This is a genomic window from Enterobacter cloacae complex sp. P27C (assembly GCF_014895705.1).
In the GTDB taxonomy this organism is placed as follows: domain Bacteria; phylum Pseudomonadota; class Gammaproteobacteria; order Enterobacterales; family Enterobacteriaceae; genus Enterobacter; species Enterobacter bugandensis.
The window spans coordinates 60,089-79,300 of sequence record NZ_JADBQB010000004.1; the positions used below are offsets into that span (position 1 = coordinate 60,089).

The window sequence follows — 19,212 nt, forward strand, 5'->3', positions numbered from 1 at the left end:
TGTGGTACGGTAGTGAAAATCATTACTAACAGCATGGAAATAAATTGCGTGATGCGTCACAAATAATCAAATGCAATCTTGTGGTGATTATTTGTGATTAATAGAGTGATGGCACCAACCGCACAGGGATTGCCCCTCGTGTTCTCATTTCTGGAGAGAGTTATGGAGATCCTCTACAACGTCTTTACCGTTTTCTTTAATCAGGTAATGACCAACGCCCCGCTGTTGCTGGGTATCGTGACGTGCCTGGGCTACATCCTGCTGCGCAAAAGCGTCAGCGTGATTATTAAAGGCACCATCAAAACCATTATCGGTTTCATGCTGTTGCAGGCGGGGTCAGGCATTCTGACCAGCACGTTTAAGCCGGTCGTCGCCAAAATGTCGGAAGTGTATGGCATCAACGGCGCTATCTCTGATACCTACGCCTCAATGATGGCGACCATCGATCGCATGGGTGATGCCTATAGCTGGGTGGGGTATGCGGTGCTGCTCGCGCTGACGCTGAACATCATTTACGTGCTCCTGCGCCGCATTACCGGCATTCGCACCATCATGCTCACCGGGCACATCATGTTCCAGCAGGCGGGGCTGATCGCGGTTTCTCTCTATATCTTCGGTTACCCAATGTGGACCACGATTATCTGCACCGCGGTGCTGGTCTCGCTCTACTGGGGTATCACCTCCAACATGATGTACAAGCCAACGCAGATCGTGACCGACGGCTGTGGCTTCTCCATCGGTCACCAGCAGCAGTTTGCCGCCTGGATTGCCTATAAAGTTGCGCCGTACCTGGGCAAAAAAGAGGAGAGTGTCGAAGACCTCAAACTGCCTGGCTGGTTGAATATCTTCCACGACAACATCGTCTCCACCGCGATTGTGATGACCATCTTCTTCGGCGCCATTCTGCTCTCTTTCGGCATTGACGTCGTGCAGGCGATGGCGGGTAAAACCCACTGGACGGTCTATATCCTGCAGACCGGTTTCTCCTTCGCGGTAGCGATTTTCATCATCACTCAGGGCGTGCGTATGTTCGTCGCCGAGCTGTCGGAAGCCTTTAACGGCATCTCTCAGCGCCTGATCCCTGGTGCGGTACTGGCGATTGACTGTGCGGCTATCTATAGCTTTGCGCCAAACGCCGTCGTCTGGGGCTTTATGTGGGGCACCATCGGCCAGCTGATTGCGGTGGGCATCCTGGTGGGCTGCGGCTCCTCAATCCTGATCATTCCTGGCTTTATCCCGATGTTCTTCTCCAACGCCACCATTGGCGTGTTTGCGAACCACTTCGGCGGCTGGCGCGCGGCGCTCAAGATCTGCCTGGTGATGGGCATGGTGGAAATCTTCGGTTGCGTGTGGGCGGTCAAGCTCACCGGTATGAGCGCCTGGATGGGCATGGCGGACTGGTCAATTCTGGCCCCACCGATGATGCAGGGCTTTGCCTCCGTCGGTCTGGCCTTTATGGCCGTCATCATCCTGATTGCTCTGGCTTATATGTTCTTCGCTGGCCGTTCGCTGCGAGCTGAAGAAGATGCGGAAAAACAAACAGCAGAAGTGTCTGCTCATTAAGGAGTTTCGATTATGACCGTACGTATCCTGGCTGTGTGTGGCAATGGGCAAGGTAGCTCCATGATCATGAAGATGAAAGTGGACCAGTTTTTGACCCAGTCAAACATCGACCACACGGTGAACAGCTGCGCAGTGGGTGAATACAAAAGTGAACTGAACGGCGCGGACATCATCATCGCTTCAACTCATATTGCCGGTGAGATTAGCGTGTCGGGCAACAAATATGTGGTAGGCGTGCGCAACATGCTGTCGCCTGCGGATTTCGGGCCAAAACTGCTGGAAGTAATCAAAGAACACTTCCCACAAGACGTGAAGTAAGGATGCCACATGAAGCTACGTGATTCGCTGGCAGAGAATAACTCCATCCTTTTACAGGCCGACGCCAGCACCTGGCAGGAAGCGGTGAAGCTGAGTGTGGATCTGCTGGTTAAGGCGGACGTTGTCGAGCCGCGCTATTACCAGGCCATTCTGGATGGCGTGGCGCAGCACGGCCCCTATTTCGTGATTGCGCCGGGCCTGGCCATGCCGCACGGCCGCCCGGAAGAGGGCGTCAAGAAAACCGGTTTTGCACTGGTGACGCTGAAAACGCCGCTGGTGTTCAACCACGAAGATAACGACCCGGTCGACATTCTCATCACCATGGCGGCCGTTGATGCCAACACCCACCAGGAGGTGGGCATCATGCAGATCGTCAACCTGTTTGATGACGAAGCCAATTTTGACCGTTTACGCGCCTGCCGCACCGCGCAGGAAGTGCTGGATTTAATTGATAACGCCACTGCGGCGGCCGTTTAAGAGGAATTGAACATGTCATTACCAATGTTGCAAGTTGCGCTGGATAACCAGACGCTGTCTCACGCTTACGAAACCACCCGCCTGATTGCGGAAGAGGTGGATATCATCGAAGTGGGGACCATTCTGTGCGTGGGCGAAGGCGTGCGCGCCGTTCGTGACCTGAAAGCGCTCTATCCGCACAAAATCGTGCTGGCGGATGCCAAGATTGCTGACGCAGGCAAAATCCTTTCCCGCATGTGCTTTGAAGCCAACGCCGACTGGGTCACCGTGATCTGCTGTGCGGATATCAACACCGCCAAAGGCGCGCTGGACGTGGCAAAAGAGTTTAACGGCGACGTGCAGATTGAACTGACCGGCTTCTGGACCTGGGAGCAGGCGCAGGAGTGGCGCGATGCGGGCATCCAGCAGGTGGTGTATCACCGCAGCCGCGATGCGCAAGCCGCAGGCGTGGCGTGGGGCGAAGCGGATATCAGCGCGATTAAGCGTCTGGCGGATATGGGCTTCAAAGTCACCGTCACCGGTGGCCTGGCGCTGGAAGATCTGCCGCTGTTCCAGGGTATCCCTATTCACGTCTTTATCGCTGGCCGCAGCATTCGCGACGCGGCATCTCCGGTGGAAGCGGCGCGTCAGTTCAAACGCTCAATCGCTCAGCTTTGGGGTTAAGGAGCGGGTATGTTGTCAAAACAGGTCCCGCTTGGCATCTATGAAAAGGCACTCCCTGCAGGGGAGTGCTGGCTGGAGCGGTTACGGCTGGCAAAACAGCTGGGTTTCGATTTTGTCGAAATGTCCGTGGATGAGACGGATGTGCGCCTTTCTCGCCTGGACTGGAGTCGCGAGCAGCGCCTGGCGCTGGTGGGCGCCATTGCCGAAACCGGCGTGCGCGTGCCGTCCATGTGTCTGAGCGCCCACCGCCGTTTTCCGCTCGGCAGTGAAGACGATGCCGTGCGCGCTGAAGGGCTGGAGATCATGCGCAAAGCCATTCGTTTTGCGCAGGATGTCGGCATCCGCGTGATCCAGCTGGCGGGTTACGACGTCTACTATCAGGAAGCCAACGACGAAACGCGCCGTCGTTTCCGTGACGGCCTGAAAGAGAGCGTTGAGATGGCAAGCCGCGCGCAGGTCACGCTGGCGATGGAGATCATGGACTACCCGTTGATGAACTCCATCAGCAAGGCGCTGGGCTATGCGCACTATCTGAATAACCCCTGGTTCCAGCTTTATCCGGATATCGGCAATCTGTCGGCCTGGGATAACGACGTGCAGATGGAGCTGCGGGCGGGCATCGGGCATATCGTGGCGGTGCACGTCAAAGATACCCGCCCTGGCGTGTTTAAAAACGTACCGTTCGGCACCGGGGTGGTGGATTTCGAACGGTGCTTCGAGACGCTCAAACAGACAGGGTATTGCGGGCCTTATCTGATTGAGATGTGGAGCGAAACGTCAGACGATCCGGCTGCGGAAGTGGCAAAAGCGCGGGACTGGGTGCGCGAGCGTATGGCGCGCGCGGGGTTACTGGAGGCTGAACATGCTTAAGCTGAAACAGCAGGTCTTTGAGGCCAATATGGATCTGCCGCGCTATGGCCTGGTAACGTTCACCTGGGGCAACGTGAGCGCCATCGACCGAGAACAAGGTCTGGTTGTGATCAAGCCGAGCGGCGTGGCGTATGAAACCATGAAAGCGGACGATATGGTTGTGGTCGACCTCGAAGGAAACGTCGTTGAGGGCAAATGGCGTCCTTCTTCTGATACGGCGACCCATCTGGCGCTGTACCAGCGTTATCCATCGCTGGGTGGCGTTGTGCATACCCACTCCACGCACGCCACCGCCTGGGCACAGGCGGGGTTGGCGATTCCGGCGCTGGGAACAACGCATGCGGACTACTTCTTTGGCGACATCCCCTGCACGCGCGCATTAACGCAGGCTGAAGTGGAAGGCGAATACGAGCTCAACACCGGGAAGGTCATCATCGAAACGCTGGGTGAAACTGAACCGCTGCATACGCCGGGGATTGTGGTGTATCAGCACGGTCCGTTCTCCTGGGGTAAAGATGCCCACGACGCCGTTCATAATGCGGTTGTCATGGAGGAAGTGGCGCGCATGGCGTGGATTGCCCGCGGCATCAACCCACAGCTTCAGGGCATTGACGATTACCTGATGAACAAGCATTTCATGCGCAAGCACGGCCCGAATGCCTACTACGGGCAGAAGTGAATAAGTGCTCTGGAATACCGAAAAACAGTTGTAACCGGTGGTATTCCGGAGCCATTCACAAAAAAAGCCCCCGGACAGGGGGCAACGTCAACTATGGCTATGTTCTCGTTGTTGGCTTTCCTGGTGCTAGCGTTAAGGGTTACCGGTAGATATCTGCACTGGCGTGCATATTGCCGTTGCTGCCGGGCTCACGGGTTAACATCACGTGGTAATAGGTTGCGCCCTGGGCATCGGTCTCTTCATTTAGTGCCCGATCTGCTTCGCTTTCAGTGGCGAAATTATGATTGATATAGATTACGCCCAAGCTGTGCACATCATCCATGTTTCTGGCCTGCCGGCCGTCTATTTTGATGGCTGCCATCGCGTTTGCACTGAGCAAAAGCACCGCCATTATGGCTACTGCGATTTTTTTCATGATTGCGCTCCACGACTGCGTGCTGTGTGAGGGAAATACTCCTTCTTTAATTCAGTTGATCTCTGATTAAAGTGTAATCATTCCTCCGGCGGGGATGCGTGACCATTTCTGATGCAGTTGTTCAAAAAAACAACGCTTCCTGATGCGATTAATTTTAAATCACCCACTTAGACCAGCTTTACGCTTTGTGCGAATTATTTGTGCAATCAGCTTGAGTTTCCTGGGGGGGGCAAGTATTATGACGCGTCAATTTTTCAGCCGACCTTTAACACGTTCCTTGCCTCCCCGGGCCTCGGCTGACCCAGACAGGAGGCTGAATAATCCGTAAGGAGCAATTCGATGCGTCATTACGAAATCGTTTTTATGGTCCATCCTGACCAGAGCGAACAGGTTCCGGGTATGATCGAGCGTTACTCTGCTGCCATCACTGGTGCAGATGGTACGATCCACCGTCTGGAAGACTGGGGCCGCCGTCAGCTGGCTTACCCGATCAACAAACTGCACAAAGCACACTACGTTCTGATGAACGTTGAAGCGCCGCAGGAAGTGATCGATGAGCTGGAAACTACCTTCCGCTTCAACGATGCCGTTATCCGCAGCATGGTTATGCGTACCAAAAACGCAGTTACCGAAGCATCTCCGATGGTTAAAGCGAAAGACGAGCGCCGTGAGCGTCGCGATGATTTCGCAAACGAAACCGCAGATGATTCTGATGCTGGGGATTCTGAAGAGTAATTTCTGATGACCAACCGTCTGGCGTTGTCCGGCATCGTATGCAGGGCTCCCCTTCGAAAGGTCAGTCCATCAGGAATTCCGCATTGCCAGTTCGTGCTTGAGCATCGTTCTGTGCAAGAGGAAGCCGGGTTTCACCGGCAGGCGTGGTGCCAAATGCCCGTTATTATTAGCGGACACGAAAACCAGGCCATTACTCACAGTTTAACGGTCGGTAGCGCAGTAATCGTTCAGGGGTTCATCTCTTGCCACAAGGCAAAGAACGGCCTGAGCAAAATGGTTCTGCATGCCGAGCAGATTGATTTGATAGATACTGGAGACTAGCCATATGGCACGTTATTTCCGTCGTCGCAAGTTCTGCCGTTTCACCGCGGAAGGCGTTCAAGAGATCGACTATAAAGATATCGCAACGCTGAAAAACTACATCACCGAAAGCGGTAAGATTGTCCCAAGCCGTATCACCGGTACTCGTGCAAAATATCAGCGTCAGCTGGCTCGCGCTATCAAACGCGCTCGCTACCTGTCCCTGCTGCCGTACACTGATCGTCATCAGTAATCGGGCACGGTCCATTAATACGACTTTAAGAGGATAAGGTAATGCAAGTTATTCTGCTTGATAAAGTAGCAAACCTGGGCAGCCTGGGTGATCAGGTTAACGTTAAAGCGGGCTACGCTCGTAACTTCCTGGTTCCACAGGGTAAAGCTGTTCCAGCTACTAAGAAAAACGTAGAGTTTTTCGAAGCACGTCGCGCTGAACTGGAAGCCAAACTGGCTGACGTTCTGGCGGCTGCTAACGCTCGCGCTGAAGCAATCAACGCACTGGGCACTGTTACCATCGCTTCCAAAGCTGGCGACGAAGGTAAACTGTTCGGTTCCATCGGTACCCGCGATATCGCTGATGCAGTTACTGCAGCAGGCGTTAAAGTGGCTAAGAGCGAAGTTCGCATGCCGAACGGCGTTCTGCGTACCACTGGTGAGCACGAAGTTGACTTCCAGGTTCACAGCGAAGTGTTCGCTAAACTGGTTGTTAACGTTGTAGCTGAGTAATTTTTTACTCTGCTCGCGTCGAAGCGCCGGCCTTGTGCCGGCGTTTTGCTTTTTTAAGGCTACCGGAAATTCTCTTTTTATCTCGTATGGTAGCTATTCCTGACGCATTCTCTGATAATAAATTGAAACGCAATTTTATTTATGAGATTTGTCATGGATACCGCTCTGCCCACGCCCGTCTTTGCCCGTCGACATGTGGCCTACGCCTGCGCCACGCTCTGCTGCCTGCTTTGGGGGAGCTCGTACCCGGCCATTAAAAATGGCTACGAACTCTTTCAGATCGCGACCGATGATATTCCCTCCAAAGTCGTTTTTGCCGGATACCGTTTTCTGTTTGCCGGTGCCTTGCTGCTGCTGTTTGCGCTGGCCCAGCGCAAACCGATTGGCAGGCTCACGCCCGCGCAGTTTGGCCAGCTCACGATCCTCGGGCTGACCCAGACCACCATTCAGTACACATTCTTCTATATAGGACTGGCCTACACGACGGGGGTAAACGGCTCAATCATGAACGCCACCGGGACTTTCTTCAGCGTACTGCTGGCGCACTTTATCTACCACAATGACAAACTCAGCTATAACAAAACGCTGGGCTGTATTCTTGGGTTTGCCGGTGTGATGCTGGTGAACTTTCACAGTGGGTTAAGCGATTTCCAGTTTGTCTGGAAAGGCGACGGTTTTGTGGTGCTGGCGGCTTTTATTCTCTCTGCCGCCACGCTTTACGGGAAACGTATTTCCCAGACCGTCGACCCAACGGTGATGACCGGCTGGCAGCTGGCGATAGGCGGGGCTGCGCTGGTTGCGGGAGGTTATGCCACGGGCGGAACGCTGGAAGTGCACAGCATGAAGGCCGTTGCGGTGCTGGGGTATCTGACGCTGCTCTCATCGGTGGCGTTCGCCCTGTGGAGCGCGCTGCTGAAAGTGAACCGGGTAAGCATGATTGCTCCGTTCAACTTTGTCATTCCTGTTGCAGGGACGGTGCTTTCCGCCATCTTCCTCGGCGAAAACATCCTGGATATCAAATATGCGATTGCGCTGGTGCTGGTCTGCTCGGGGATCTGGTGGGTGAATAAACGGAGTGTCTGAGAACAAAAGTGCCGGGTGGCGGCTTCGCCTTACCCGGCATACGCCATTAACGTGCTCTGATGAAACTGCCGTCTGGCTGGCGGGTAAACAGCACCTGCTGCCCATTTCCGGTATCAATGGTCAGCCCGGTGACCACCCCGCTGGCGTTCTGGCGAATCTGCACCATCTGGCCGTTCTGTAAGTTACTCAGCGGTTTACCTGCGCCTTCCACTTTTGCCATGGCATACACGTCGGTCGGCGGCAGGTTGTGGTCGCGGAAAAGCTGTGCCAGGGTTTTGCCCGGCTCCACGCGATAGGAACGCCACTGCTGCTCAATGCCGGTCGGCTGCTGGGTTTGCGGCTCAGACGGCGCTGCGGCCTGCTCCTGTTCATCCTGAACGGGTTCGGGTTCAACAGGCGCGACCTGACCCGGATCGTTAGACGGAGTTACCAGCTGCGTCTGCATCGGCTGCGCGTCAGGCTGCGGCCGCGTTTGCGACTGAAGATCCAGCTGCGCATTGCGGGTGACCGGCGCGGTATCAACATCATCACCGCCGGAAGGAAGCAGGAAGCCCACGATCACCATCAGCGCACCAATGATGATCCCCCTGCGGTGCAGAGGAGGCAGCGGGTCCATAATGCGAAAATTGTCCGGCGCCTGCCAGATTTTCGCCAGGGTAGGTTTCAGTTCAAATCGCCCGGGCATGGCTCTCCTCCTGCTCCGCGTCTTTTATATCCTGTGCTTCGAAGTATAGTTCGCTAACTGCCTGAACGACGTAGCAAACCGGACATCCGTGACATCAGTTCGGGATTAATCCTGGTTGTCTCTATTGTTTCTGTTTCGTCGCGGTTTGTCACCTTAACTTCAGACAAAGTTTTACCCATAAGGGCATGGCTGATATGCTGCCCGCTACTTTAAATGTGATGGAAGGAAAACCCATGACCACCCCGACTTTTGACACTATCGAAGCGCAGGCAAGTTACGGTATCGGCTTGCAGGTAGGACAGCAGCTGAGCGAATCCGGCCTGGAAGGTCTGTTACCTGAAGCGCTGGTGGCGGGTATCGCTGATGCGCTGGAAGGCAAACAGCCTGCCGTTCCGGTTGACGTTGTGCATCGTGCGCTGCGTGAAATCCACGAACGTGCTGACGCTGTGCGTCGCGCGCGCTTCGAAGAGATGGCAGCCGAAGGCGTGAAATATCTGGAAGAGAACCGCGAGCGCGAAGGCGTGAACAGCACCGAATCCGGCCTGCAGTTCCGCGTGATCAACCAGGGCGACGGCGCTATCCCGGCGCGTACCGACCACGTTCGCGTGCACTATACCGGTAAGCTGATCGACGGAACCGTGTTCGACAGCTCCGTGGCGCGCGGCGAACCGGCTGAGTTCCCGGTCAACGGCGTTATCGCGGGCTGGATCGAAGCCCTGACCCTGATGCCAGTGGGTTCCAAATGGGAACTGACCATCCCGCACAACCTGGCTTACGGCGAGCGTGGCGCTGGCGCGTCCATCCCGCCATTCAGCACCCTGGTATTTGAAGTCGAGCTGCTGGAAATCCTGTAATCGACTTTTCTTATTTCCTCTCTCCGCCCGGGGAGAGGAAAATAGTGATAAAACCCATAGTTACGACGGAATCAACATTTTATCTTGCAAACGAAACTGTTGCGTGTATTTTTGTGAGCTGTTTCGCGCTGTATGAGTGATATGACACTCACTTTCAACATATTATTAACATAATATCTAAATCATAGTATTCATCCCGCCGATTCTTACCTAATATCGATAAACCCTTACGAAGGGACCGTCATTTATTTGACGTTTTTAAAGGCCAGAAGAGCCTTAACAACACAGACAGGCATAAACAGGAAAAATTACATGGTAGATCAGGTCAAAGTCGCCGCTGCAGAAGAGGCGACGTCTGAACAGTCGCTACGGCGCAATCTCACAAACCGTCATATACAGCTTATCGCCATCGGCGGTGCCATCGGCACCGGGCTGTTTATGGGGTCGGGCAAAACCATCAGTCTTGCCGGGCCGTCGATCATCTTCGTTTATATGATCATCGGTTTTATGCTCTTCTTCGTGATGCGCGCAATGGGTGAATTGCTGCTCTCGAACCTCGAATACAAATCCTTCAGCGACTTCGCGTCGGACCTGCTCGGCCCGTGGGCGGGCTATTTTACCGGCTGGACCTACTGGTTCTGCTGGGTGGTCACCGGCATGGCGGACGTCGTGGCGATTACCGCTTACGCGCAGTTCTGGTTCCCGGGGCTGTCGGACTGGGTCGCCTCGCTGGCGGTGATTATTCTGCTGCTGAGCCTGAACCTCGCCACCGTGAAAATGTTCGGTGAGATGGAGTTCTGGTTCGCGATGATCAAGATTGTCGCTATCGTAGGGCTGATTGTGGTGGGCCTGGTGATGGTCCTGACGCACTTCCAGTCGCCAACGGGCGTTCAGGCGTCCTTCACCCATCTGTGGAACGACGGTGGCTGGTTCCCGAAAGGCATCAGCGGCTTCTTTGCGGGCTTCCAGATTGCGGTGTTTGCGTTTGTGGGGATTGAGCTTGTCGGAACGACCGCTGCGGAAACCAAAGATCCGGAGAAGTCCCTGCCGCGCGCCATCAACTCCATACCGGTGCGTATCATCATGTTCTACGTCTTCGCGCTGATCATCATTATGTCCGTGACGCCGTGGAGCTCCGTGGTGCCCAGCAAGAGCCCGTTCGTTGAGCTGTTCGTTCTGGTAGGGCTGCCTGCTGCGGCGAGCCTGATTAACTTCGTGGTGCTGACTTCTGCGGCATCTTCTGCGAACAGCGGCGTGTTCTCAACCAGCCGTATGCTGTTTGGTCTGGCGCAGGAGGGCGTAGCGCCGAGCGCGTTCGCCAAGCTCTCTAAGCGTGCCGTACCGGCAAAAGGGCTGACCTTCTCCTGCATGTGCCTGCTGGGTGGTGTGGTGATGCTCTATGTGAACCCAAGCGTAATTGGCGCGTTTACCATGATCACCACCGTGTCGGCGATCCTGTTCATGTTCGTCTGGACCATTATCCTGTGCTCGTACCTCGTGTACCGCAAACAGCGTCCGCACCTGCATGAGAAGTCGATCTACAAGATGCCGCTGGGCAAGCTGATGTGCTGGGTGTGCATGGCGTTCTTCGTGTTCGTGCTGGTGCTGCTGACGCTCGAAGATGACACCCGTCAGGCGCTGATCGTCACGCCGCTGTGGTTTATCGCGCTGGGGCTGGGCTGGCTGTTTATCGGTAAGAAACGGATGGCAGGCATGCGTTAAGCATATTGCCGGGTGGCGCTGACGCTTACCCGGCCTATGTTCGAGGACGTTGTAGGCCCGGTAAGCGCTAGCGCCACCGGGCTTTTTTATTCCCCCGCCAATGCCCGCGGGAACAGCACGTTATTCTCAAGACTGATGTGCTCCATCAGGTCGTCAATCATCTCGTTAATGCCGTTGTACATCGCTTTCCAGGTGGTGCACGCTTCCGGCGGCGGCGTGACGTTGTTAGTGGTGTGTTTGATCACATCCAGCAGTTCGCCCGCGTCATCGTGCTCGCTTTCCATTACGCTGATAGGTCCCATCGCCTGGCTTCCCATTCCCTGTTTAATCATCGGGAAGAGGATCTGCTCTTCTTTCATCATGTGGCTGGAAAGCTCTTCATGCAGCATGGTCAGGTATTTTGCCAGACCGCGCGGCACGGAAGGCTTGTCGGCATGTACGCGCTCAACTTTCGTTGCCTGCAGGATCAGCTCAGGCAGCTGTTCACGGTGGCGGTCGTGGTAACGCACGATGATATGGTCGATGATTTCCGTGAGCGGGGCGGTACGCCAGTCTTTTTCAACAGGCTGTTCAGCCAGCAGCGCCAGTTCCGCTTCGATAGCCTCCACGTCCAGTTCCTTGCGCGAGGCCGCTCGCGCCAGCGTTTGCTTACCGCCGCAGCAGTAATCCATATCGTATTTACGGAACAGCGCGGAAGCGCGAGGGATGGAGAGCGCCAGCTCGCCGAGGGGGTGGTCGCGAAAGGCCATAGCAGTTACCTCGTCATCAAGAATATAAGATGCATATTAAATGCATCTTTAAGGCGGCGCTATAACCCTTTAGAGGGAAGGGGTAAAGTGCGGCGCGGATCACAAAAAAATGTCCCGTTTAACTCTCTGAATGGATTTAGGAAAGTGGTTTAGAAAGTTTTTAAAGGTGGAGAAACAGTAAACAACCCGCCGCGCGTGCCGATAGATACACGTCAGACAAACCTGCATATAACAAAGGCAACGCATGTTTAAACGTATAAAAGTCATTACTCTTCTTATTTCGGTGCTGCTTGTGCTCGGCATCATGCAAGTGATTTCCGCGGGTATCTTTATCAACGCGCTGAATAACGATAAAGACAACTTCACCGTGTCGCAGCTTTCCAGCCAGAACGTGGCGGAATTTACCGACGCCTGGATCAGCCTGAACCAGGCGCGCGTCACGCTAAACCGCGGGATGCTGCGTCTGCAAAGCAGCATGGCCTCTCAGATTAACGGCGGACAGCTGAACGAGCTGGTTAACACCGCGAAAAATCTGCTGGCCAATGCGCAGGTCCATTACGACAAATACTACGCCCTGCCGAATACCCCGGGTCTGGATGAGAACCTGGCCGATCGGCTGGAAGAGCAGTACCGCATCTACTCCGCCACGTTGACGCAAATGAACGTTCTGCTGGGCCAGGGCAACCTGGAAGATATGTTCAAGCAGAATGCCGAACAGAAGCAGACGGCAATGCAAAAGGTCTATCGAGAGTGGCGCGAGGCGCAGGCTGCGCTCACCAGTAAAGGCATTCAGGATAACGAAAGCGACTACAAGCACATCCTGTGGATCCTTTCTGCCGTCATGATCCTCGTCATTGCGGTGATTATCTCCAGCTGGATCGCCATGCGCCGGGTGCTGCTGCTGCCGCTGGAAGAGGTGATCAACCATATCCGCGCCATCGCGGCAGGGGATTTAACCCAGCCGATTCAGGCTGAAGGCAAAAACGAAATGGCTATCCTGGCGCGCAACGTGCAGGAGATGCAAACCTCGCTGGCGAACACTGTGGGCGTGGTGCGTGAAGGCGCAGACACCATCTATACCGGTGCGGGTGAAATCTCGGCGGGCAGCAACGACCTCTCTTCCCGTACCGAGCAGCAGGCCGCGTCTCTGGAAGAGACCGCTGCCAGCATGGAACAGCTGACCGCCACCGTGAAGCAGAACGCGGATAACGCGCGTCAGGCGTCTCGTCTGGCGCTGGATGCCTCCTCAACCGCGAAGAAGGGCGGTAACGTGGTGGAAGGCGTGGTGCGCACCATGGACGAGATCGCCACCAGCTCCAGCAAAATCGCGCAAATTACTAATGTTATCGACGGCATTGCCTTCCAGACCAACATTCTGGCGCTGAACGCGGCGGTGGAAGCGGCGCGTGCGGGCGAGCAGGGCCGTGGCTTTGCGGTGGTTGCAGGAGAAGTACGCACGCTTGCCCAGCGCAGCGCCCAGGCGGCAAAAGAGATTAAGGCGCTGATCGATGATTCCGGCGAGCGCGTGAACGCCGGCTCGCAGCTGGTGAACGAAGCGGGCGCGACGATGGCGGAAATCGTTAACGCGGTTACCCGCGTGACCGACATCATGGGCGAAATTGCCTCTGCCTCTGACGAGCAGAGCCGCGGTATCGACCAGGTTGGTCAGGCGGTAGCCGAGATGGACCGCGTGACCCAGCAGAACGCCTCGCTGGTGGAGGAGTCTGCGGCGGCGGCGGCGGCGCTGGAAGATCAGGCCGCACGCCTGAACGAAGCGGTAGCAGTGTTCAAAATAACGCGTAATCAGGCGGTCAAAGCGGCACCGGTGAAAACCTATGTGCCAAAAGCGCAGCCAGCAGCGACGGCGTCTGAAGCGAACTGGGAAACGTTTTAACATCATGCCGGGTAAGGCGTAGCCGCCACCCGGCAAAATCATACCTCCGAAGCCGGAACAACCCTCGGTTTTTCCGGCTTCGCTCTTACCGCCATCACCACCCCCACCACCAGCAGCGCGATCCCGGAGGCCGTTAACAGCGGCGGCACGTTCTGGCGCATCAGGAAGGTGTACAGCAGCCCGGCCAGGGTTTCGAACACAATCAGCGGCCCTAAGATCACCGTCGGCAGCTTCTGGCTGGCAATGTTCCAGCACAGCGCGCCCACCCAGGAGCACAGCACCGCAATCGCAACCATTAAGCCAATAAAGACCCAGGGTCTTGGCCCGAAGGGCTGGGCAAATTCCGGCTGCTGATGACCCAGCCAGAGGCATGCGCCGGCATACCCCACTAACGAGACGGGGAGCGTGACCAGCGCCTGCGCCGTTGCCCACATCATCGGGTGTTTGTCCGGGTTCTCCCGCAGCCAGCGCGCATTGCGCAGGGCGTACCAGGCCCAGCACGCGACCGAGATGAACGCTAAAACGATCCCCGAACCGTAACGCCATAAGCTGAAGTCTGCCAGGCCGTGGCGCAGCTCGGCGATATTGACGCACACCAGCCCCACTGCGGTGCAGGCCAGGGCGGGTATCATTTTCGACCACGCCAGCTTGCCGTCCCGATGACTATAGAGCAGATTCGCGAAGATGGGGATGACCACCGGCAGCGTGCCGATAATCATGGTCGACACCGGCGCTCCGGTTCGCTGAATGGCGCTTGCCAGGCAGACGTAATAGATGAGATTGCCCATCATGGTCAGCGCCAGCGCGGTGCCCCAGTCCTGACGGCTGAGCTGTCGCAAGCGCGTACGCCCCAGCCATGCCAGAGGAAGGGCAATCAGCCCGAGCGCCAGATAACGTCCGGTAGACTGCAATATCGCCGGGTATTCCGGCACGATCAGAGGGCCGACAAAGATCAGCCCCCACATCAGACCTGCAAGCAGGGCATACAACACGCCGCTAATCATTTTTCCATCCACATTGATTTACTCTGCACTCAGTCTAGAAGGGGGAAACGCGCGCGTATTGTATGAGATTGCGCATTAGCGCCGGGTGACCTGTTTCTGGTAGCGCACGGGCGTAATGCCGTAGCGGCGGGTGAAGGCGCGGGTTAAATGCGACTGGTCGGTCAGCCCCGTTGCGGCGGCGACTTCGGCGGCGGGCATACCATGGGTGAGAAACGCCTTGGCGCGCCACAGGCGGATGGCCATCAACATCTGGTGCGGCGTAACGTGAAAATGGGCTTTGAACTGGCGCTGGAAATGGTACGGGCTGAGCGAGACAACGTTCGCCAGTTCGTCCAGCGTCAGGGCGTGCATATAGTTGTCGTGCAAATACTCGCGCACGCGCTCGAAACGGTGTGCGCCTTCCTGAACCACCGGCGCGTGATGGGCTAGCGGCTGAAAGGTCTCGATCAGATCCAGCAATAAGCCTTTTTGCGCCAGCGGATCGTCCGTATGCCACAGGCCGTAAATTAGCCTGCCGATCTGCTGAGAGCGCTGCGGGTCGTAACGGGTTACGTCGCTGAACCACCAGTGGCGCAGGCCGGTTACCTCTTCCAGAAGATCGGGTTCGATGTAGACCATCCGGTAGCGCCAGCCGTCTTCGGTCGCGGACTCCCCGGTATGGATCTCGTCCGGGTTCATGGTAACAACGGATTTTTCAGGTGCGAGATGCTGGGTGCCGCGATAGCGAAAGCGTTCGGCGCCGGTTTCGATGGTGCCGATGCCGAAGGCTTCATGGGTGTGGGGCTCAAAGGCGTAGTCAGAGATATGCGCGTGATAGAGTTCAAGGCCCGGCAGCTCCGCCAGATGGCGAAAGCGCGCGCTGTCTCTCTCATCAATAAACTGTTCCGGTACGCCTTGCACGGTGAGCCTCCTCTGGGTCATCGCTTCATTATCAGAGATGACCCGAGGGGATGCCACAAAAAATAACCAATCCGTAACAATTACAGAATGGCTTTGACGCTCTCCGCCAGCGGTGTAGTCGGGCGGCCAATCAGCTTGCTCAGGGTACGGCTGTCGTCAAACAGGCCGCCTTTGGACGCGCCCACGTCGGAGTCCGCCAGCATATCCGCCAGCCCGGCGGGTAAACCCACGCTCTTCAATGCGGCTGCAAAGTCCGCTTCGCTCAGGTTTTGATACGCCACAGGTTTACCGCTCTGCTTGCTCAGTTCCGCCGCCAGCTCGCTCAATGTCCAGCCGTGGTCGCCTGCCAGTTCGTATACCTTGCCCGCATGACCCTCTTCAGCGATCACTTTGGCTGCCGCCGCGGCATAGTCTGCGCGGGTGGCAGAGGCAATTTTGCCTTCGCCTGCGGCACCAATGAATACGCCGTGTTCCAGCGCAGGCGGCGCGCTCGCCAGGTAGTTTTCGGTGTACCAGCCGTTGCGCAGGAGGGCATAAGGAATGCCGGACGCCGCCAGCGCTTTTTCAGTGGCGACATGTTCAACGTGCAGACCCAACGGTGATTTATCCGCGTGCAGCAGGCTGGTGTAGGCGATAAATTTCACGCCTGCCGATTTGGCGGCGTTGATAACGTTCTGGTGCTGGGTCGCGCGCTGGCCCACTTCGCTGGAGGAGATGAGCAGCAGCTTTTCCACGCCGCTCAGCGCGGCAGTAAAGGCGGCCTCATCGGTGTAATCCGCCTGACGAACCACAATACCCTGTTTGCTTAACGCTTCAGCTTTCGCCGGGTTACGAACAATGGCAACAATCTGGTTTGCTGGAACGGTTTTCAGCAGTTCTTCAATAACGTGCTGGCCAAGCTGGCCGGTAGCGCCGGTAATCGCGATCATGATAAATCTCCTTCGTGTTTGTCTGGTGTTGTGGCACACTATCACCATAGCTAACTTTTAGTAAGTACGTACAAAAAGGTAAGTATGAAAAAGACGATCCCAACGCTTAGCGAGCAAATGCGCGATGGCAATCTCTTCGCGGAACAGTGCCCTTCACGGGAGGTGCTTAAACACGTTACCAGCCGCTGGGGCGTGCTGATCCTGCTGGCTCTGCGCGGAGGAACGCACCGTTTTAGCGAGCTGCGCCATAAAATGGGCGGGGTGAGCGAAAAGATGCTGTCCCAGTCGCTTCAGGCGCTGGAGCAGGACGGGTTTGTCGATCGCGTGTCGTATCCGGTCGTGCCGCCGCACGTCGAGTATAGCCTGACACCGATGGGCATCGAGGTGAGCGAGAAAGTCGCCGCGCTGGCGGACTGGATTGAAGTCAATACGCCGAAGGTGATGGCGAATCGGGATGAGCGTGCGGCGTAAAAGCCGGGTGGCGGTTTCGCCTTACCCGGCACAATCACCGCTACCTGCTCAAATCCACCTGATAAATCGCGAACCCGATATCATCCGTTGCTACCTTCTTCATCGGATACTGTGCCTTATCCTTGATAAACGCGGCGGCCTTATCGGACGGTGATGTTTCAAAGCGGATATCCAGTTTCGCATCGCTGTGGATTGGCGCAAGACGCCAGTTGTTATCCACCGCCGGGTGAATTTCGCCCGCCTTCTTCGACTCCGCGCCGATCCACGCCGCCAGCACCGAGCGGTTTTCGTCCGGTGATGCAAAAGCGATGTGGCTATCGCCCGTACCGGCAAACTTACCGCCGTAGGCACGGTAGTTATTGGTTACCACCAGGAAGGTGGCATCCGGATCGATCGCCTTGCCGTTGAACGTCAGGTTTTTGATGCGTTCGGCCTGCGGGTTAATTGCCTGGCACTCGCCGTCATATTTCGCCGGCTGGGTGACGTCAATCTGGTAATTTACGCCGTCGATCACGTCGAAGTTGTAGGTACGGAAGCCGTCCCAGTTAATCAGCGGCTGTGGTTTACTGCTCTTCGGATCGATCTGGTTAAACTGCCCGGCGGAGCACTCCAGCCACTCCTTCACCTCTTTCCCCGTGGCTTTAACCACCACCAGGGTATTCGGGTATAGATAGAGATCGGCGGCGTTACGGAAGGTCAGTTGGCCTTTTTCGACCTCAACATAGCTTGCCGGGTCGTTCTTGCGTCCGCCCACTTTGAATGGTGCAGCGGCAGACAGCACCGGCAGTTTTGCCAGATCCGGATCGCCCTGAACAAAGTGTTCGGCATAGGCTTTCTGGGCCATGTTGACCACCTGAACGGTCGGGTCATCCTGCACCAGTGCCAGGAAGCTATACATGTTGTCGGCGGATTTGCCGATCGGCTTGCTGACGAATTCGCGGGTGGCGTCGTGGTCGTGCTTCAGCACGTCGACCAGCTTTTTATCTTCACCAGCCAGGGATTTTTTAGCGGCTGCGTCGTAAATTGGGCGCGCTTCGGCTTTTGACTGCGTCACCTTCCAGCTGCCGCTGTCGTTATTTAGCACCAGATCCACCACGCCAAGGTGGTCGCCCCACATGCCCGGCATCACCGACGGCACGCCGTTGAGCGTCCCTTTCTCGATATCAGCCCCTTTAATGCTGGCGAAATCTTTGCCCGGGAAAACGGCGTGAGCGTGGCCGAACAGGATCGCGTCAACGCCCGGGACTTCGCTCAGATAGTAAACGGAGTTCTCCGCCATGGCCTGATACGGATCGGCGGAGAGACCCGAGTGGGCGACAACCACCACCAGATCTGCGCCTTTCGCGCGCATTTCCGGCACGTACTTGCGCGCGGTTTCGGTAATGTCATTAACGGTCACTTTGCCGTCGAGGTTGGCTTTATCCCAGGTCATGATCTGCGGCGGTACGAAGCCGATATAGCCGATTTTCAGCGTCTGCTTTTTACCGTCCCGATCGACAACTTCACTCTCTTTAATCAGGTAAGGGGTAAAGAGCGGCTTTTGCGTCTTAACGTCGATGATATTGGCGTTAACGTACGGGAACTTCGCGCCGGCCAGCGCATCGTGCAGGTATTTCAGGCCGTAATTGAATTCGTGGTTGCCCAGGTTGCCGACGGCATAGTCCAGCGTGTTCATCGCTTTATAAACGGGATGGATCTCTCCTTTCTTCAGACCTTTTGCCGCCATGTAGTCGCCGAGCGGGCTGCCCTGAATGAGATCGCCGTTGTCCACCAGCACGCTATTTTTGACTTCACCCCGCGCGGCGTTGATCAAACTTGCTGTACGTACCAGTCCGAATTTTTCCGTAGGGGTATCTTTGTAGTAATCGAAGTCCATCATATTGCTGTGCAGATCGGTCGTTTCCAGAATACGCAGATCTACCGTCGCCGCCTGCACGCTCGCTGCAATCAGCGTTGCCAGAAGCGTTGCACTAAACTTAATCATCAGAGGAGTCCTTTTTTCGATCCGTTCCACAAAAGAGTATGTATCTATCGCTTGTTGCTTACAGAAATGTGAATCCTGACAGAAAAAAGCGACATGAAACCGGAATTGCTTCACAGATAGCGGAATTGTTCACATTACGATATAACTAAAACAAAGAGTTAACCTCACTGCGT

Annotated in this window: 22 protein-coding genes; 15 read left to right on the forward strand and 7 right to left on the reverse strand. The window is 56.0% G+C overall.

Annotated features, from left to right (window positions below):
* Positions 1-162: 162 nt before the first annotated feature.
* The 6 genes from ulaA to IM291_RS09055 are packed head-to-tail and all read left to right on the forward strand — an operon-like array spanning position 163 to position 4,570.
* Positions 163-1,563, forward strand: a complete 1,401-nt coding sequence (gene ulaA / locus IM291_RS09030; RefSeq protein ID WP_192986672.1) for a PTS ascorbate transporter subunit IIC — start codon at positions 163-165, stop codon at positions 1,561-1,563.
* Positions 1,564-1,575: 12 nt separating this feature from the next.
* On the forward strand, positions 1,576-1,881 hold the full coding sequence (ulaB, locus tag IM291_RS09035; protein WP_003856022.1) for a PTS ascorbate transporter subunit IIB: 306 nt from the start codon (positions 1,576-1,578) through the stop codon (positions 1,879-1,881).
* A 9-nt stretch (positions 1,882-1,890) separates the two neighbouring features.
* Positions 1,891-2,358 carry a PTS ascorbate transporter subunit IIA gene (ulaC, locus tag IM291_RS09040; protein WP_028015266.1) on the forward strand — a complete coding sequence of 156 codons (468 nt, stop codon included), beginning with the start codon at positions 1,891-1,893 and terminating at the stop codon, positions 2,356-2,358.
* Positions 2,359-2,370: 12 nt separating this feature from the next.
* Positions 2,371-3,021 carry a 3-keto-L-gulonate-6-phosphate decarboxylase UlaD gene (gene ulaD / locus IM291_RS09045; RefSeq protein WP_023334265.1) on the forward strand — a complete coding sequence of 217 codons (651 nt, stop codon included), beginning with the start codon at positions 2,371-2,373 and terminating at the stop codon, positions 3,019-3,021.
* 9 nt (positions 3,022-3,030) lie between these two features.
* On the forward strand, positions 3,031-3,891 hold the full coding sequence (locus tag IM291_RS09050; RefSeq protein WP_192972012.1) for an L-ribulose-5-phosphate 3-epimerase: 861 nt from the start codon (positions 3,031-3,033) through the stop codon (positions 3,889-3,891).
* Positions 3,884-4,570, forward strand: coding sequence for an L-ribulose-5-phosphate 4-epimerase (locus IM291_RS09055; RefSeq protein WP_192972013.1), 687 nt, complete (start codon positions 3,884-3,886; stop codon positions 4,568-4,570). Before IM291_RS09050 ends, IM291_RS09055 begins: the two co-directional genes overlap by 8 nt.
* A gap of 139 nt (positions 4,571-4,709) precedes the next feature.
* Here IM291_RS09055 and yjfY read toward each other — a convergent pair whose 3' ends face one another.
* A complete protein-coding gene (gene yjfY, locus IM291_RS09060) occupies positions 4,710-4,985 on the reverse strand; it encodes a DUF1471 family protein YjfY (protein WP_028015269.1) in 276 nt (91 codons plus the stop codon).
* Positions 4,986-5,324: 339 nt separating this feature from the next.
* Here yjfY and rpsF point away from each other — a divergent pair, with 339 nt between their 5' ends.
* The 5 genes from rpsF to IM291_RS09085 all read left to right on the forward strand — a co-directional run bounded on the left by rpsF (position 5,325) and on the right by IM291_RS09085 (position 7,847).
* Entirely contained in the window at positions 5,325-5,720 is a 396-nt protein-coding gene (rpsF, locus tag IM291_RS09065; RefSeq protein WP_192972014.1) for a 30S ribosomal protein S6, read from the forward strand.
* A 6-nt stretch (positions 5,721-5,726) separates the two neighbouring features.
* The gene (gene priB / locus IM291_RS09070) at positions 5,727-6,041 is read left to right on the forward strand and encodes a primosomal replication protein N (protein ID WP_028015270.1); all 315 of its coding nucleotides are present in this window, start codon (positions 5,727-5,729) and stop codon (positions 6,039-6,041) included.
* Positions 6,042-6,045: 4 nt separating this feature from the next.
* Positions 6,046-6,273 carry a 30S ribosomal protein S18 gene (rpsR, locus tag IM291_RS09075; RefSeq protein ID WP_000135199.1) on the forward strand — a complete coding sequence of 76 codons (228 nt, stop codon included), beginning with the start codon at positions 6,046-6,048 and terminating at the stop codon, positions 6,271-6,273.
* Positions 6,274-6,314: 41 nt separating this feature from the next.
* On the forward strand, positions 6,315-6,764 hold the full coding sequence (gene rplI, locus IM291_RS09080) for a 50S ribosomal protein L9 (protein WP_006810372.1): 450 nt from the start codon (positions 6,315-6,317) through the stop codon (positions 6,762-6,764).
* Between the two features lie 153 nt (positions 6,765-6,917).
* Positions 6,918-7,847, forward strand: a complete 930-nt coding sequence (locus IM291_RS09085) for a DMT family transporter (RefSeq protein WP_192986674.1) — start codon at positions 6,918-6,920, stop codon at positions 7,845-7,847.
* A 46-nt stretch (positions 7,848-7,893) separates the two neighbouring features.
* Here IM291_RS09085 and IM291_RS09090 read toward each other — a convergent pair whose 3' ends face one another.
* Positions 7,894-8,532: an OapA family protein gene (locus IM291_RS09090; protein WP_028015272.1), complete on the reverse strand. Its 639-nt coding sequence runs from the start codon at positions 8,530-8,532 to the stop codon at positions 7,894-7,896.
* Between the two features lie 233 nt (positions 8,533-8,765).
* Here IM291_RS09090 and fklB point away from each other — a divergent pair, with 233 nt between their 5' ends.
* Both fklB and cycA read left to right on the forward strand, forming a co-directional pair.
* Positions 8,766-9,386, forward strand: a complete 621-nt coding sequence (fklB, locus tag IM291_RS09095; protein ID WP_008502892.1) for an FKBP-type peptidyl-prolyl cis-trans isomerase — start codon at positions 8,766-8,768, stop codon at positions 9,384-9,386.
* Between the two features lie 312 nt (positions 9,387-9,698).
* Positions 9,699-11,108 carry a D-serine/D-alanine/glycine transporter gene (gene cycA / locus IM291_RS09100; RefSeq protein WP_041911474.1) on the forward strand — a complete coding sequence of 470 codons (1,410 nt, stop codon included), beginning with the start codon at positions 9,699-9,701 and terminating at the stop codon, positions 11,106-11,108.
* 86 nt (positions 11,109-11,194) lie between these two features.
* Here the strand turns inward: cycA and ytfE are convergent, their stop codons facing one another.
* A complete protein-coding gene (ytfE, locus tag IM291_RS09105; RefSeq protein WP_047366985.1) occupies positions 11,195-11,857 on the reverse strand; it encodes an iron-sulfur cluster repair protein YtfE in 663 nt (220 codons plus the stop codon).
* Positions 11,858-12,101: 244 nt separating this feature from the next.
* Between ytfE and IM291_RS09110 the strand changes: the two genes are divergently transcribed.
* Positions 12,102-13,751: a methyl-accepting chemotaxis protein gene (locus tag IM291_RS09110; RefSeq protein ID WP_049119944.1), complete on the forward strand. Its 1,650-nt coding sequence runs from the start codon at positions 12,102-12,104 to the stop codon at positions 13,749-13,751.
* Between the two features lie 38 nt (positions 13,752-13,789).
* Here IM291_RS09110 and IM291_RS09115 read toward each other — a convergent pair whose 3' ends face one another.
* The 3 genes from IM291_RS09115 to IM291_RS09125 all read right to left on the reverse strand — a co-directional run bounded on the left by IM291_RS09115 (position 13,790) and on the right by IM291_RS09125 (position 16,584).
* Positions 13,790-14,755: a DMT family transporter gene (locus IM291_RS09115; RefSeq protein WP_192986676.1), complete on the reverse strand. Its 966-nt coding sequence runs from the start codon at positions 14,753-14,755 to the stop codon at positions 13,790-13,792.
* Positions 14,756-14,830: 75 nt separating this feature from the next.
* Positions 14,831-15,655 carry an AraC family transcriptional regulator gene (locus tag IM291_RS09120; protein ID WP_192986678.1) on the reverse strand — a complete coding sequence of 275 codons (825 nt, stop codon included), beginning with the start codon at positions 15,653-15,655 and terminating at the stop codon, positions 14,831-14,833.
* Between the two features lie 80 nt (positions 15,656-15,735).
* Positions 15,736-16,584, reverse strand: coding sequence for an SDR family oxidoreductase (locus IM291_RS09125; protein WP_192986680.1), 849 nt, complete (start codon positions 16,582-16,584; stop codon positions 15,736-15,738).
* A gap of 84 nt (positions 16,585-16,668) precedes the next feature.
* Between IM291_RS09125 and IM291_RS09130 the strand changes: the two genes are divergently transcribed.
* Positions 16,669-17,055 (forward strand): helix-turn-helix domain-containing protein, encoded by a 387-nt coding sequence (locus IM291_RS09130; RefSeq protein WP_028015279.1) that lies wholly within the window; start codon positions 16,669-16,671, stop codon positions 17,053-17,055.
* 40 nt (positions 17,056-17,095) lie between these two features.
* Here IM291_RS09130 and IM291_RS09135 read toward each other — a convergent pair whose 3' ends face one another.
* Entirely contained in the window at positions 17,096-19,039 is a 1,944-nt protein-coding gene (locus tag IM291_RS09135) for a bifunctional 2',3'-cyclic-nucleotide 2'-phosphodiesterase/3'-nucleotidase (protein ID WP_192986682.1), read from the reverse strand.
* Between the last annotated feature and the right edge of the window lie 173 nt (positions 19,040-19,212).